16 protein-coding genes are annotated in these 15,911 nt (G+C 41.2%); 15 read left to right on the top strand and 1 reads right to left on the bottom strand.

From position 1 onward, the window contains the following. Window positions 1-10: 10 nt before the first annotated feature. Both xdh and EO118_RS01575 read left to right on the top strand, forming a co-directional pair. On the top strand, window positions 11-2,560 hold the full coding sequence (gene xdh, locus EO118_RS01580; protein ID WP_127068313.1) for a selenium-dependent xanthine dehydrogenase: 2,550 nt from the start codon (window positions 11-13) through the stop codon (window positions 2,558-2,560). 150 nt (window positions 2,561-2,710) lie between these two features. Beyond that, the gene (locus EO118_RS01575; RefSeq protein ID WP_127068312.1) at window positions 2,711-4,111 is read left to right on the top strand and encodes a nucleobase:cation symporter-2 family protein; all 1,401 of its coding nucleotides are present in this window, start codon (window positions 2,711-2,713) and stop codon (window positions 4,109-4,111) included. 136 nt (window positions 4,112-4,247) lie between these two features. Here EO118_RS01575 and EO118_RS01570 read toward each other — a convergent pair whose 3' ends face one another. Then, a complete protein-coding gene (locus tag EO118_RS01570) occupies window positions 4,248-5,408 on the bottom strand; it encodes an aminotransferase class V-fold PLP-dependent enzyme (protein ID WP_127068311.1) in 1,161 nt (386 codons plus the stop codon). 119 nt (window positions 5,409-5,527) lie between these two features. Here EO118_RS01570 and yedE point away from each other — a divergent pair, with 119 nt between their 5' ends. The 13 genes from yedE to EO118_RS01505 all read left to right on the top strand — a co-directional run bounded on the left by yedE (window position 5,528) and on the right by EO118_RS01505 (window position 15,910). Beyond that, complete coding sequence (gene yedE / locus EO118_RS01565; RefSeq protein ID WP_127068310.1) at window positions 5,528-6,580, top strand: YedE family putative selenium transporter; 1,053 nt, start codon at window positions 5,528-5,530, stop codon at window positions 6,578-6,580. A gap of 18 nt (window positions 6,581-6,598) precedes the next feature. Continuing rightward, entirely contained in the window at window positions 6,599-6,799 is a 201-nt protein-coding gene (locus tag EO118_RS01560; protein ID WP_127068309.1) for a sulfurtransferase TusA family protein, read from the top strand. After that, complete coding sequence (locus EO118_RS01555) at window positions 6,771-7,049, top strand: DUF3343 domain-containing protein (RefSeq protein ID WP_240626894.1); 279 nt, start codon at window positions 6,771-6,773, stop codon at window positions 7,047-7,049. The genes EO118_RS01560 and EO118_RS01555 overlap by 29 nt, the downstream gene beginning before the upstream one ends. 252 nt (window positions 7,050-7,301) lie before the next feature. Continuing rightward, window positions 7,302-8,090 (top strand): xanthine dehydrogenase family protein subunit M, encoded by a 789-nt coding sequence (locus EO118_RS01550; protein WP_127068307.1) that lies wholly within the window; start codon window positions 7,302-7,304, stop codon window positions 8,088-8,090. After that, complete coding sequence (locus tag EO118_RS01545) at window positions 8,081-8,536, top strand: (2Fe-2S)-binding protein (protein WP_127068306.1); 456 nt, start codon at window positions 8,081-8,083, stop codon at window positions 8,534-8,536. Before EO118_RS01550 ends, EO118_RS01545 begins: the two co-directional genes overlap by 10 nt. Then, window positions 8,533-10,815, top strand: coding sequence for a xanthine dehydrogenase family protein molybdopterin-binding subunit (locus EO118_RS01540; protein WP_127068305.1), 2,283 nt, complete (start codon window positions 8,533-8,535; stop codon window positions 10,813-10,815). The genes EO118_RS01545 and EO118_RS01540 overlap by 4 nt, the downstream gene beginning before the upstream one ends. Before the next feature lie 26 nt (window positions 10,816-10,841). Continuing rightward, complete coding sequence (gene yqeC, locus EO118_RS01535; protein WP_127068304.1) at window positions 10,842-11,597, top strand: selenium cofactor biosynthesis protein YqeC; 756 nt, start codon at window positions 10,842-10,844, stop codon at window positions 11,595-11,597. Next, window positions 11,588-12,241 (top strand): NTP transferase domain-containing protein, encoded by a 654-nt coding sequence (locus EO118_RS01530; RefSeq protein WP_127068303.1) that lies wholly within the window; start codon window positions 11,588-11,590, stop codon window positions 12,239-12,241. The genes yqeC and EO118_RS01530 overlap by 10 nt, the downstream gene beginning before the upstream one ends. Next, on the top strand, window positions 12,216-13,019 hold the full coding sequence (gene yqeB, locus EO118_RS01525) for a selenium-dependent molybdenum cofactor biosynthesis protein YqeB (protein ID WP_127068302.1): 804 nt from the start codon (window positions 12,216-12,218) through the stop codon (window positions 13,017-13,019). The genes EO118_RS01530 and yqeB overlap by 26 nt, the downstream gene beginning before the upstream one ends. Window positions 13,020-13,023: 4 nt before the next feature. Then, entirely contained in the window at window positions 13,024-13,749 is a 726-nt protein-coding gene (locus EO118_RS01520) for an XdhC family protein (RefSeq protein WP_127068301.1), read from the top strand. Further along, window positions 13,739-14,053, top strand: coding sequence for an XdhC family protein (locus EO118_RS01515; protein WP_127068300.1), 315 nt, complete (start codon window positions 13,739-13,741; stop codon window positions 14,051-14,053). The genes EO118_RS01520 and EO118_RS01515 overlap by 11 nt, the downstream gene beginning before the upstream one ends. A 103-nt stretch (window positions 14,054-14,156) precedes the next feature. Beyond that, window positions 14,157-14,984, top strand: a complete 828-nt coding sequence (gene cdaA / locus EO118_RS01510) for a diadenylate cyclase CdaA (protein WP_127068299.1) — start codon at window positions 14,157-14,159, stop codon at window positions 14,982-14,984. After that, a complete protein-coding gene (locus tag EO118_RS01505; protein WP_127068298.1) occupies window positions 14,981-15,910 on the top strand; it encodes a YbbR-like domain-containing protein in 930 nt (309 codons plus the stop codon). The genes cdaA and EO118_RS01505 overlap by 4 nt, the downstream gene beginning before the upstream one ends. Window position 15,911 lies beyond the last annotated feature (1 nt).

Genomic DNA, 15,911 nt, shown 5'->3' with positions numbered 1-15,911 from the left:
AGGTCTCTGTATGTACCGATTTCAAGTTAACGGTATTTGGCGTGAGGTAGAAGAAGATAAGCGACTAATGGATTATCTTCGTGATGACCTACGTTTAACCGGAACAAAGGACGGTTGTAGTGCAGGTGCTTGTGGAGCTTGTACGATTCTCATTGATGGGAAAAAAGTAAAAGCTTGCATAGGCAAAGTTTCACAAATGGAAGGTAAATCAATTATCACTATTGAAGGCCTTACAGAACGTGAAAAAGAAGTATATGTATATGCGTTTGCTGAATGTGGAGCTGTACAATGTGGTTTCTGTATTCCAGGCATGATTATCAGTGCCAAAGCATTATTGGATACTACATTAGAGCCTACAAGAGCAGATGTGCAAAAAGCTTTACTGGGCAATATTTGTCGTTGTACAGGTTATGTTAAAATTGAAGATGCGATTTTATTAGCGGCTCGTATGTTTAAAGAGAATACACCTGTTCCTAAAAATGATGCAGATGGTACAGTAGGCTCTCGGTTGCATCGTGTTGATGCGATGGAGAAAGCATTGGGTACAGGTTTATACGTAGATGATATGGTAGTGGATGGTATGATTTATGCCAAAGCTATTCGCTCTAAATATCCAAGGGCTCGTGTAGATGCAATTCATATTGAAGAAGCTCTAGCACATCCTCAATGCGTAACAGTATTAACAGCCAAAGATGTACCTTTTAATAAAACAGGTCATATTGTTCCAGATTGGGACGTAATGATTGCAGAAGGAGATATCACTCGATATGTAGGCGATGCCATTGCCGTAGTTGCGGTAAAAGAAAAACAATATTTACAAGAAGTGTGTAATTTAGTGACTGTAGACTATACAGAATTGACACCTGTAGTCACTCCAGAAGAGGCTTTAGCAGAAGGGGCGCCTCAATTACATCCGAATGGTAATATTTTGTCGCATCAATCATTAAGTCGTGGTAATGCAGATGAAGCAATTGCCAATGCGGCGCATGTAGTTACTCGTCATTATTCTACACCACAAACGGACCATGCATTTATGGAACCAGAATGTGCTATTGCAGTGAAAACTGAAGATGGAGTTCAACTCTATACAGGCAGCCAAAGTATATATGATGATCAACGTGAAGTGGCTCGTATGCTGGAGTTGGATGTATCCAAAGTAAAAGTCCACAGCATGCTAGTAGGTGGTGGCTTTGGTGGTAAAGAAGATATGAGTGTGCAACATCATGCAGCACTTGTAGCTTGGAAAACGGGACTTCCAACGAAAGTACAGTTAACTCGACAAGAAAGTTTAGAAGTACATACAAAACGCCATGCCATGGAAATGGATATTACTACCGCTTGTGATGCAGAAGGTAAATTAGTAGCGACAAAAGTAAAAATTGTTTCCAATTGTGGAGCCTATGCATCCTTAGGTGGCCCGGTATTGCAACGGGCAGGTACACACTCTAGCGGTCCATATAATTTTGAAAACTTCTCTATGGATGGTATTTGTGTATATACAAATACAGTACCTGGCGGTGCATTCCGTGGGTTTGGTGTAACACAAACGATTTTTGGGCAAGAAGTAAATATTGATTTACTAGCTAAAGAAGTTGGTATGGATCCATGGGAATTCCGCTATAAAAATGCAGTACGACCTGGTGATTACTTACCAAATGGACAAGTATGTACTCCAGATACAGGCATTGTGGAATGTTTGGAAGCCGTTAAAGATTCGTATTATGCCAGTGATCGTACAGGGCTTGCTATTTGCATGAAAAATAGTGGTGTTGGTGTAGGTTTGCCCGATACAGGACGCGTTATCCTAGAGGTTCGTGATGGCAAGGTTCGTATTCGTACATCAGCAGCTTGTATTGGTCAAGGTGTAGGTACAGTAGCGGCACAAATTGTGGTAGAAGCTACGAAACTTTCACCAGAACAAATTGTAGTAGAAGCACCAGATACAGAACGGACACCAAACTCTGGTACCACTACAGCATCTCGACAAACGGTATTTACAGGGGAAGCAACACGTAGAGCTGCTGAAAAATTAGCAGAATTATTGAAAACTCAAACGTTAGCAGACCTTGAAGGTAAAGAAATATACGAAGAGTTCCTAGGGGTTACGGATCCATTCGATTCGGATAAAAAACATCCTAAGAGCCATGTGGCTTATGGGTATGGAGCTTGCGTAGCTACGATAGGAGATGATAACAAGGTAAGTGAAATTCATGTGGCTTATGATGTAGGACGAGTGGTGAACCCTCAATCTTGTGAAGGCCAAGTTGAAGGTGGCACAATCATGGGGATGGGCTATGGTGTAACAGAAGACTTCAAATACAATGAAGGTAAAGTAGTTACAAAATATGGCACATTAGGCTTGTTGAGAGCTACGCAACGCCCAGAAATCAAATGCACATTCATAGAAAAAGGTACGCCGGACCAATATGCATATGGTGCTAAAGGTATTGGGGAAATCAGTAGTATCCCAATTGCTCCAGCTATTGCCAATGCATATAATCGTTTGGACGGTATGGAACGTTGTTCTTTACCACTTGAGAAAACTGGATATAGAAAATAATCAGTAAGGGAGAGAGTGTACTAAGTCTATGAGGGAGATGTTGTAACAAGCACGGAAGTGCTTGTTACAGCGTAAGATGATGTCGAATATTCAAAACATGATATAAGCATAAGACTAGTATATTCTATTAAGTAATATGAGGTGATTCATATGGCACATCAAATTCAGGGAGTTAATCATGTAGATGGAATGTTACCCATTCCTAAATTGTTTGCCTACGGCTTACAACACGTATTAGCCATGTATGCTGGAGCAGTAGCGGTTCCAATTATTATAGCTCAAGCTATGCACTTATCAGGAGCGCAATTGATTCAATTAATTAATGCAGACTTATTTACTTGTGGGATCGCTACATTGATCCAAACATTAGGGTTTTGGAAAATAGGTGCAAAAATCCCGTTGATTCAAGGGATTACATTTGCCGCAGTATCCCCTATGATTTTAATTGGTCAGGAACATGGGATGACAAGTATTTATGGGGCCGTTATTGTAGCAGGGATTGTTACATTCTTGATTTCCCATCTATTTAGTCGTTTAATCCGCTTTTTTCCACCTGTAGTAACAGGTACCATTATTACAATAATTGGTATTACATTAATGCCAGTATCCGTTCGTTGGGTAGGGGGAGGTAATCCTAGTTCTCCTGATTTTGCGAACCCTGTCAATTTATTTCTGGCTATCTTAACATTGGTTATCGTGGTAGCTGTGTATCGATTTGGCAAAGGCTTCTGGAGTAATGTAGCTGTATTAGTAGGGCTAGTAGTAGGAACATTAGTGTCCATGGCTCTTGGCGTAGCCCATTTAGGAGCCGTTGGTGAAGCTGAATGGTTTGCAGTAGTGACACCACTTGCTTTTGGTTGGCCAACTTTTGAATTTTCATCCATAATTTCTATGGTCATTGTTATGTTAGTTGTTATGACAGAAACAACTGGTGACTGTATTGCTATCGGCGAAATTGTAGAAAAACCAATTGGTAAGAAAGAATTAGCAGCTTGTTTGCGAGCAGACGGCTTTGCAACTATGATTGGTGGCTTACTAAATAGCTTCCCTCATACCGCATTCGCACAAAATGTTGGACTTGTAGCAGTAACCAATGTAAAAAGTCGCTTCGTAGTGGCAGCATCTGGTGTTATCTTAGTGTTATTAGGTTTATTCCCTAAAATGGCGGCTGTTGTAGCAAGTATTCCAAATCCTGTATTAGGTGGTGCTGGCGTGGCTATGTTTGGTATGATTATCGCTAGTGGTATTCGTTCTTTGTCTAAAGTACAATTTGATGGCACTTACAACCTTATGATTGTAGCAATCAGTATTGGCGTGAGTATGATTCCTTTGGCAGTTCCAACATTCTATGATCATTTCCCTGAATGGCTAAAAATTGTTCTTCACAGTGGTATTACATTTGGTAGCTTGATGGCAGTAGCTCTTAATGTATTATTAAATGGCTATGGAACCGAAACACATGTAGTACAAGCAACACGTCGGGAAAAAGCGATTGCTCGATTGGACAAATGGAAAGCAGAACGCAAAATTCGTAGAAAACAATCTATCTAATTAAAATATTGTAAAATTTAGAGTTAGGTTACATATATAAGTGCTTTCTTTATACAGAAAGTAGCACGAAAATAGGTAAGCACCAATTATATGTATAATTGGTGCTTACTTTGTTTTTTGATGTATGGTATTCTAGTTATAAGAGTTGTGTAGTCTGTAACAGATCCAAGCTATTTAATATAGTATCCACTTCATCAGCTGTGTTGTGGTATCCAAAGGAAAAGCGAACGGTTCCTCTAGGATAGGTTCCTAGTACTTGATGGGCTGTAGGAGCACAGTGCAAACCAACTCTAGTAATAATATGATAGGTTTCTTCTAAATTGTGCGCCAGTTCTGCTGGATCACAATGATTAGGAGAGATAGAAATTACGGCTGTCCGATTATGAATGTTGGGCATACCATGAATAGTATACTTTGGTAGTTCTTGTAATCCACATATGAATTGTTTGGTCAAAGACAATTCGTGTTGGTAAATGCTGTCGATGCCTACTGTATTGAGATAGGACAAACTAGCATGAAGACCGAGGATGCCTGGAATGTTGGGCGTACCAGGTTCAAAGCGGTCGGGAAAGGTAGTGGGAATCTCTATAGTGTGAGAGAAACTACCAGTGCCACCAGTTAGTAGAGGGTGTATTTGATGAGCCACATCTTTGGTAAGGAGAAAGCCTCCTACCCCTTGAGGTCCCAATAATCCTTTGTGACCGGTAAAGCACAGGATATCAATGTTCATATCTTTCATATGGATTGGTAAGATACCAGCAGATTGTGCAGCATCTACGATACACAATAGATTGTGTTCTTTACAGAATGCACCGATTTCGGCAATAGGTTGAATGGTGCCACACACATTAGATACATGAGTCACTAGAATGGCCTTTGTAGTAGGTAAGAGGAGTGATTCTAAGGTGGAGGTAATCATTTCCCCTTGAGGTGTGCTTGGAATGGTGGAGTAAGATACACCTTTCATAGATAATTGGTGGAGCGGACGCATGACGGCGTTATGCTCTAAGCTGGAAATTAGGAGATGATCACCGGCAGAAAAAAGACCTTGTAAGACCATATTTAGACTAGTTGTTACATTGGGAGTAAAGATGACGTATTTTGGACTAGGTCCACCCAATAGTTGTTGTAACTGTTGACGTGTTTCTAAGAGTAAGCGTTCTACTTGGTATGCATCCTCGTTAGAGGATCGATGAACGGAGGCTCCATTATAGGAAATGTAATCATACATAGCCTGCGCTACAGTGGGCGCTTTTGGAAAAGAGGTACTGCTATTATCTGCATAGATGGATTTCATAAGTATAACTCCTTTTAATATGTATATTATATTTAGTATAAAGTAAGGCGTGAAAAATATCAATTTATAGGGACAAAAGTAACCTAGTCGAAGAGGTAATGTTTAGTAGGAGAGGTACTATGAGTGTAGTAAGTGAAAAGCAAAGAATTATTATTGCTGGATTAATTATTGGTGCTATTGCTAGTTTTTTAGTACTAGCGGGAAACCCACAAAATATGGGCTTTTGTATTGCCTGTTTTATTCGTGATTCTGTAGGGGGATTGGGTCTGCATAGAGCAGCACCAGTACAATACATTCGTCCAGAGATTATTGGATTAGTGTTAGGAGCCTTTTTATTATCTTGGTTCCGTGGAGAGCGATCTGCTAAAGGTGGTTCCGCTCCAGCAACACGATTTACCTTAGGATTTTTTACTATGATTGGCTGTCTTATTTTCTTAGGCTGTCCATTCCGTATGATTTTACGATTAGCTGGTGGTGATTGGAATGCTATCATGGGTCTATTAGGATTTACTGGTGGTATTGCAGTGGGTACAGTATTCTTAAAACGTGGCTATTCCTTGGGTAGAACGTATATCGTATCTAAAATGGACTCCTATATTATGCCGGCAGCACAGGTAATTTTATTAGGTCTTGTGGTGGCAGCGCCAGCGTTCATTTTCTTTACTGAAAAAGGGCCAGGTGCCATTCATGCTCCATTGTGGATTTCTTTGGCAGCAGGTTTAGTCGTAGGTGGCTTAGCACAATACAGCCGTCTTTGTATGGTAGGTGGTATCCGAGATATCATCCTATTTAAAGAAACAAAATTAATTCTTGGTTTTATTGCGATTCTTGTAGCAGCGTTCCTAGTGAACATTTCGGTTGGTAACTTCCATCCTGGTTTTGTGAAACAACCAATTGCGCATACAGATGGATTGTGGAACTTCTTAGGTATGGCCTTGGCTGGCTTGTGCTGTACATTAATGGGTGGTTGCCCATTACGTCAATTGATCTTATCCGGTGAAGGTAATTCCGATTCTATGATTACAGTCGTAGGTTTAGCGGCAGGTGCAGCATTTGCTCACAATTTTGGTTTGGCAGCCACAGGTACAGGTGTTCCAGTAGCGGGCCAAATTGCAGTAGGTGTAGGCTTTGTTATCGCCTTAGTAATTGCTGTTAAAAATATGCGTAAATAAGGAAAGCGGGAGGTAAGTATGATTGATGTAAGAGGACTATCTTGTCCAGAACCAGTGATTATGGTACAAAAAGCAATGGCATCAGGTGACAGTCAATATACTGTGCAATCTGACTCTAAAACAGCAGTGGAAAATATTACTCGATTTGTAGTAGCTCAAGGATACACAATCGTATCTCAAGAGGAGAACGGTGAGTATATTCTCACTATCACAAAATAATATGGAATATGTAGCAACGTTTTATTCTCACTTCGGGGCTATCCAATTTGAACAATTTTGTAAGCAGGCACACATAACTGTACGCTTACAGCCTGTTCCTCGTTGGCTTAGCTCATCATGTGGTACATGTGCAATTTTCCAAGTGGATCGATGCATTGTTGAAGACATTCCTGAAGATATTTTAGAAGATATAGAGCAGGTTGTAGAGAAACAAAGAGAAGGATATAGAGAAATCTATAAAAGTAATTGAACAGCTTGCAAGCTATATTTCATATAAAATTGATATTAGGCGTACATAAACTAGTCTCGCATAATGATAGATTCATTGGAGTACGAAGTAGTTTGTGTATGCCTATTTTTATTTCCATGATTGTTAGTAAGTTATGATGTATATGGATTATGCATATATGGATGCGTAGTATCTAAGGTAATTCATATGCCAAAATCTTCATATACATGGTACAATAAGGGTATAGAGATGTTGGAGTCAGGAGGTATAAGTATGCTTATGTTTATGCAAGTGCAACAGCCTAAAACAGTAGAAGAGGCACATGCACTAATGGTGAAGCAAAAGATGGCGCCTATCTTAGCAGGTGGTTGTTGGACACGATTGGGAAATCGTAAATGGCCAATGGTGATTGATTTGTCTGAATTGGGCCTTCGTTATATTGAAGAAGAGGACACAGAATATCGCATTGGAGCCATGGCAACACAACGGGATGTAGAGGTATATGAACCATTTAAAACATTCTGTGGGGGAGTGCTCCCAAAAGCTGTGAAAGATATTTTAGGTGTTCAATTCCGGAGTATGGCTACCATGGGGGGATCGGTAGCAGCGAAATTCGGGTTCTCTGATATTATTCCTGCCTTATTAGCATTACGAGCAGAGGTACGTTTATTTGAAGCGGGCCGCATGCCAATTGAACAATACTTAACCTATGGAACAAGAGATTTATTGCTTGAAATCATTGTACCAAAACAAGAAGTACCAGTGGCGATTGAAGCCTTAAGAAAATCGACTTCAGATTTTCCATATTTAACAGGATCTGCTCGATTAGATGATCAAGGTTATTCCGTATACATTGGTTGTCGTCCGGGCAAACCAGCATTAGCTACAAAAGCTTGCCAGATGATTAATGAAAAAGGATTAGATGCTTTGGATGAAGCGGTAATCTTAATTCAAGAGGAATTATCCTTTCAAAGTAACTCACATGCAGGTGCAGAGTATCGCTTAGAGATGGCAAAAAACATGTTTAAACGATTGGTAAAAGAGGTGGCACAATGGAAATAATGTTACAAGTGAACGGAGTGAAACAAAAAGTTCTCATCGAAACAGATGAAATGTTATTGGAAACATTACGTAACTTAGGCTTTTATAGTGTGCGGTGCGGCTGTGATACGACAAACTGCGGTTTATGTACTGTATGGGTAGATGGAGATCCTATGTTATCTTGTGCCTATCCTACTTTCAGAGCCGTAGGCCATGAGATTACTACCTTAGAAGGCGTAGCGGAAGAGGCAGCTCATTTGGCGGATTGCTTGGCAGAAGAAGGGGCTGATCAATGTGGCTACTGTACAACAGGCATGATGATGAGTGCCATTGCCTTGAGCCGTAAATATCCAAATGCTACGGATGAAGAAATTAAAGCTTACCTAAACAATAATTTATGTCGTTGTACAGGTTATGAATCGCATATGCGTGGGATTCGTAAATTTTTAGGAGGCAAAACACTATGAAACACTTAGGAAAAAGTTACAAAAAAACAGACTCCACAACGATTTTGAGTGGTAAAGCAGCCTATACAGAAGATTTTATTCCATCCAATGCACTATGTATTAAGGTGCTTCGTAGTCCTCATGCATTTGCTAAAATTGTAGATATTAATATTGAGGCCGCTTTAAAAGTACCAGGTGTGGAAGCGATTTATACTTACAAAGATGTGCCACAAACTAGATTTACCTTAGCGGGTCAAAGTTATCCAGAACCATCTGCATACGATATGTTGATTTTAGATCAAGTGGTTCGCTATGTGGGGGATGAAGTAGCCTTAGTGGTGGCCGTGGATGAACGGACCGCATTAAAAGCGATGCCTCTCATTAAAGTAAAATATGAGGTCTATGAACCAGTCTTAGATATGCATACAGCCATCGATCATCCAAGTATTATTCATGCAGAAGATGATCTCCATTATAACTTCCCAGTAGGGGGAGATCCTAAGCGAAATATTGCGTGTTCCTATAGTCATGTAGTGGGTGATTTAGAAGCAGAATTGGCGAAATGTGATTATGTAGTAGAAGAGTCTTACTTTGACCAAGCTACTTTACAATCGGCAATGGAAACCTTTAGAACCTTTGCCACTATTGACCAATTTAATCGCCTTGTCATCACTAGTTCGACACAAGTACCATTCCATATTCGTAGACATGTGGCTCGTGCGTTAGGGATTTCAGCGGCACAAATTCGTGTTATCAAGCCTCGTATTGGTGGTGGTTTCGGATCTAAACAAACTGGTTGTACAGAAATGTTCCCAGCCTTTGTAACATGGAAGTTGAAAAAACCGTCCTATATCATATACGATCGTCATGAAGCGAATAACTGTTCCACTAGCCGACATGCACGGGATTGGAAAGTTCGTGTAGGGGCCACAAAGGATGGTATTATTCAAGTTATCGACATGGTGGCGGTATCCGATGCAGGAGCACATGGTAGCCATGCGCTGACGACTTTCACCGCAGGGGAACACAAATCCTTGCCATTATATAACAAAACTAAAGCGATTCGTTATGAATCGAATGTGGTGTACACAAACCATATGCCAGGCGGTGCATTCCGTGGGTATGGTGCTACAGAAGCTTTATGGCCGTTAGAATGTGCCATTACGAAATTGGCGCATGCTATGGGTGTAGATGAAATTGAATTGCGCTTGAAAAATCTAATTAGTGTAGGGGAAACTGCACAATCCTTCCATCCAGGAGAAATATTAGAATCTGGCTTGTTGCGTGAGGCTATCCAAAAGGCGAAAGAAATGTCCAATTGGGATAATCGTCCGAAATCCTGGAAAATAGATGACCGCCATATGGGTGGTTTAGGGGTTGCCCTAGCCTTTCAAGGCTCGGGGATTGCCAATATTGACTCTGCTTCTGTAGAAGTGCGCATGCTTGATGATGGTACGTATATGTTATTTACAGGATCTACAGATATGGGCCAAGGTTCCAATACAGCATTGGCACAAATTGCTTGTGAAACCTTGGGATGTCCAATGGATATGATGGTTGTGTATGAAGCAGATACCGATGTAGTGCCTTTTGATCCAGGTTCCTATGCATCGAGTACGACCTATGTGACAGGGACTGCTACTAAACTGGCTTGTGACGAATTGAAAGAAAAAATCTTACAAGAGTTCGGCCGTATTTTAGAAGTGGACCCAAGTACACTTTCCTTTGATGGAGAAAAAGTGTGGACCGAAGATGGTTCTAAAACGATGACGACTAAAGAGCTAGCGCCGAAGCTTGTATCGGGCCCGAAAGGTCATTACCTAAGTGGTATGGCGACTTGGGGCAGTCAAACATCTCCTCCTCCTTTTATGATAGGTATAGCAGAAGTGAAGGTAGATACGGAAACTGGTAAAGTCACACCAGAAAACTATTATGCTGTGGTTGACTGCGGTACGATTGTGAATCGAAATTTAGCCACTGTACAAACAGAAGGTGGCGTGGTACAAGGTATTGGCATGGCTTTGTATGAAGAAATTCGCTATTCCTCTCGAGGTGTGTTAGAAACGAATAATTTCATGCATTATAAATTACCAACACGATTAGATATTGGCAATATTCATGTAGATTTTGTGGAATCCTATGAACCAACAGGTGCCTACGGTATTAAATCCATAGGGGAAGTAGTTATCAATACCTCCTGTCCAGCGATTCAAGGGGCTATCTTAAATGCAACAGGTGCAGAGGTAACTACATTGCCAATGATTCCAGAACGTGTGTATAAGGCATTACAAAATAAATAAGTAGAGCTAGCAATAGGAGATTCGAGATGAGTGATAGGCAGTATTGGGAGTCCTTACTAGAACCTGGAATACTTGCTGTCGTAGGGGCTGGTGGTAAAACAACAGTGGTATCTAAATTAGGTGCTGTGGCAACCAGTCTAAAACGTCCCGTAGTGGTAACGACTACAACAAAGATGGGATCGGAACAAGTAGCTCCTTGGAATCCTTGCTATGGGGATGATCTAGCACTAGGTGAGGCTCATATTGTAGAACAAGTGAAACGTGGTCAGATGGGGGCATGGTTCCAAGCGATAGCAGGTCACAAAGTAGTTGGCCTAGAGCCAGAATTACTGGATACATTGCATGATCGTCATCTAGATTGGTCTATTGTCGTTGAGGCAGATGGGGCGAAAACTAAATGGTTGAAAGCCCCTAAGCCTCATGAACCAGTGATACCGGCTAACACGGTGACTACCATTGCAGTAGTCAATATGCAGGTCTTAGGCAAACCGCTCGCAGAGGACTATGTGCATCGTATAGAAGAAGTGCAGTCTATCACGGGATTTGCACTAGGAGATAGAATCACCCCAGAAGGAGTAGCAAAACTATTAGGACACGAGAATGGTATTTTTCAATATGCTCGTGGAAAACGGATTGTGTTCTGTACGGGATGCGATGCGGTACATCCATCGGTGGTGGATGCATTGTTACAAGCTTTGCATGCCCTTCCATTATACAAAGTGGTATTGGCTAATGGATATGGTGAACATTGTTGTATACAAAAGGTGCTAACATGGCAATAGGATGTGTAGTATTAGGGGCTGGACAATCGAAACGTATGGGACGGGCCAAGCAATTATTGACCTATGAAGGGCATACTTTGTTAGAGAGTGCTCTTTCTAAGTATGGCAAGATACAACCTCTAGCAGTGGTGATTGACCCACGTATGGGTGTGGAGAATATGGTGCGTAAGGTACAGGGAATTCCTGTTTTTAATGTGGAACCACAACTAGGGCAAGGCACATCAATCCGATTAGGAGTGGAGGCCTTGTTACAATGGGAACGCACACAGAAAGAGCGCTTAGAGGCAATTCTATGTGGTGTGATCGATCAACCTTTATTGGATGGACAAGTCATTGAGGAATTGTGTCATGCTTTCAGAGATATAGGCGATGAAAAGGCTATTGTACAGCCACAGTATGGACCGAATCAAGAACGAGGTAATCCCGTTGTGTTTGGCAGATATTGGGCGGATGCACTTTGTCTGATTCCTGGCGATCAGGGAGGGCGTATCATTTTACGAGGTGAAGGTGCTCCTCATGTGAGGCATGTATGGCTTGAAAGGCAATGTACTATGCATAGTGGTATTGATATCGATACGAAGGAAGACTATGACCGTATCGTAAGCGAAGGAGGACGTTATGAAACCAATCATTCTCATCCGTAGCGGTGGAGATGTGGCATCTGGCGCTATTTATCGTTTGTGGCGAGCAGGGTATCCAGTGGTGATTAATGAAATTGCCATTCCTACCATGATTCGTAGAGAAGTATCCTATGGAAATGCCGTGCACCGAGGGGAAATGATCTTGGAGCGCTTGCGCTCACGCCATGTACCTTTACAAGATGTGGCACAACTGTTGGCTAGTCGCGAGGCAATTCCTGTGGTGACAGAACCTTATGAAACCGTATTGGCTACGATACAACCGACGATCGTGGTAGATGCAATTTTGGCGAAGCGAAATGTAGGAACTCAAAAAAGTGATGCTTCCTTAGTCATTGGATGTGGTCCTGGGTTTAGTGCCGGTAAAGATGTGCATGTGGTGATTGAAACTATGCGTGGTCATACCTTAGGACGATGCATTTATGAGGGACCAGCCTTAGCAAATACGGGGATTCCGGGCAATGTGGGTGGCTATACGCATGAGCGAGTGATCAAATCCCCAGCAGAAGGTCTATTTGTAGCGAAAAGCCATATTGGAGATCAAGTAGAAGCAGGCTCTGTTATAGGCTATGTAGAGAATGTGCCAGTGCATGCAAAAATAACAGGTACCTTACGAGGCATCTTAGCTTCTAATATATTAGTAACGAAAGGCTTTAAATTGGCGGATGTGGACGCACGATGTGAAGACAGCCATTGCTTTACTATATCAGATAAAGCATTGGCTGTCGGCGGTGGTGTGATGGAGGCCATCACTGCTTGGGAATATGAGCAGATAAAGGAGTAGAACCATGAATCTGATTGATATTGCGCAAGAGCGTATGGCAAAGGATGAATCATCTTTGATTGTGACGATTTTATCTGGAAATCGACAAGGTGATAAGGTGATGTATAGCTATACAGGAGAAGTGGTGTATGGCAATGCTATTGAAGGCTTTACAGTACCTCAACGAATAGAACCACAATTGTTTTCTATTGAAGATATGGAATGCTTTTTGCAACCTCTTGAAAAGGATCCAGAAATTCTTATTTTGGGTGCTGGACATGTCAGTCGTTGTGTGGCGGATCAATTCTTGTTTATTGGTTGCGGAGTCACCGTAGTCGATGACCGAGCAGAATATTTACAAGAACACTTTTTTGACTCCCGCGTAAAACGAGTACATTTAGATTTTAAAACACTCAAGGATCATTTAAATCTTCAAGCCTATACAGGTATTGTGGTGGTTACAAGAGCTCATGAGTTCGATAGCATGTGCTTGCACCAAGTGCGCCATGTGTTGCCAACCTATGTGGGTGTGATGGGTAGCCATAAACGTATTTTCCATGCCTTTGAAGTGTTGAAAGAAGAAGGTTGGACACAGCAAGAGCTAGATATGTTATATGGTCCTATTGGATTAGACTTAGGAGCGCAAACACCAGAAGAGATTGCACTTTCCATCGTAGCAGAATACATGGCAGTATCCTATCGTAAACAAGGTGGTTTTTTATCAAAGAAGAGGTACACACATGAAGTATGAGTTTATTGAGTATTTACAACAACATAAGCAGGACACATTAGCAGTGACAACGATTTTAAATACACATGGCTCCACTCCACGGAAAGCGGGTACTACTATGATTGTACATCCTGATGGCTCTATCTTTGGTACCATCGGTGGGGGCCGTGCAGAAAATGAAATTCGATTAAGTGCTGTAGATGCGTTACAGAAGAAAGAAGCATTTCGTCGTATCTATGTGGACTTAAACGATGATCTAGCAGTCAAAGAAGGTATGGTTTGCGGCGGTAATATGGACGTACTTATCGAAACTTACCGTGCATAAATCGTAGGTTTACTAGAAAAAAATACCAATATAGGATACAATAAAAGGGTACATGCATAAGCATGTGCCCTTATTTTGTATTAGAAAGGATAGGAGATATTCTATGCTGTTTCAATTACAAACTACATTAGAAACATTACGATTTTTAGATATCGTAGATATTATAGTTGTAGCCACTTTATTCTATTGGTTATATAGACTAGTTAAAAATACGAGAGCCTTAGGCTTATTGAAAGGGTTAGGCGTATTAGTGGTCATCAATATCGTAGCACACTTCATGGGGTTGCATACCATCAGCTGGATTATGCAACAAAGTGTGGCAGTCTTAATGATTGCTCTGCCGATTGTATTTCAACCAGAATTACGACGCCTTTTAGAACAATTGGGTAGTGGTACTGGATTTTTCTCATCCCGCACTAAAATTTCTAAAGAAGAGCTCACATCCATTGTGAAAGAAGTCGTTATTGCTTGTCGTAGTATGTCTCGTCGTAAAATTGGGGCGCTCATGGTTTTTGAAAGAAACATGAAATTAGATGTGTTATCCATGCAGGGGACTCGTATCGATGGACTTGTGACCAGTGAACTGTTGATGAATTTGTTTTATCCTAAATCTCCTCTTCATGATGGAGCAGTAATCATTCGTAATGGACGTATTGAGACGGCTGCTAGTTTATTACCTGTCAGTCAAAACCGAGATGTGAGCAAGGAATTAGGCACACGACACCGGTCTGCCTTAGGGCAAAGCGAAGAAAGCGATGCTTTAGTAGTAGTGGTCAGCGAAGAAACAGGACAAATTTCTTATGCCTTAGGTGGACAAATTCATCGTGGCGTCACAGAAGATACATTGCGCACAGTTATGTTGTCTTTATTAGAGCCAACACCAAGTGCAGTCAGTTCTTTACTTAAAATAAAACGAGGTGAATCGAAATGATGCATTGGATGGTAGGGTTAAAACATAATTGGGGGATGAAATTATTCTGTTTATTTTGTGCCATTGGTATGTGGGTATTTGTCATGAAGGACCAAAATCCTGTGATAGAAATGACATATACTGTACCAGTGCAAGTGCAGAATTTGGATCAAAATTATTTGGTAGAAGGGGTACCGAGCGAAGTGCGTGTTCATTTGCGAGGACCTCGTAATGCGATCTTTGATATTAATCCATCTGTACTAAAAGCTTATGTAAACATGAAGAATGCCCGTGTAGGACAGGAAAATGTAGCCATCAATTTTACAGCCCCGACGGGGACTTTCATCGATAGCATAACCCCAGAAAATGTAACAGTTACGGTGGATGAATACATGGTAAAAGAGTTACAAGTGCAGGCGCAACCATTAGGCACGGTGCCGAATGACATTGCTATTAAAGACTCTAAAGTTATGCCTACTACGGTAACGATTTCTGGGCCAGCCCATTTGGTAAGCAGAGCCTCCTATGCCGTGATTCGGATTAACCTAGATAAACATCGAGAAAGCTTTACGGAAGTAGGCGATATTTTACCAGTAGATTCTGCGGGCAATGTGGTAGAAGGATTGACGATCACACCGAAAGGTGCGCAAATTCAATATGAACTAGAACGCATTCGGATGGAGAAGAAAGTACCTGTTCAAGCCAATGTAGTAGGTAATGTACCAGTTGGATATACAGTGAAACGAGTGGTAGTGGAACCAAAAGAATTGACGATTGTAGGAAAAGAATCCATTTTAAATGGTATTGATGGAGTGAAAACCATTGATATTCCAGTCAATGGCGCTACAGGTAGTTTTACGGGGAACTATAGCTTTGTATTACCAGAAGGTGTGACTACATCGACAGACCGAGTAGTAGTAAAAGTAGAAATAGAACCTCATATGTAGG

Origin of the sequence: Veillonella sp. 3891, assembly GCF_003992315.1 — a bacterium.
Taxonomy (GTDB): domain Bacteria; phylum Bacillota; class Negativicutes; order Veillonellales; family Veillonellaceae; genus F0422.
This window is presented reverse-complemented; position numbering and strand designations above follow the sequence as displayed.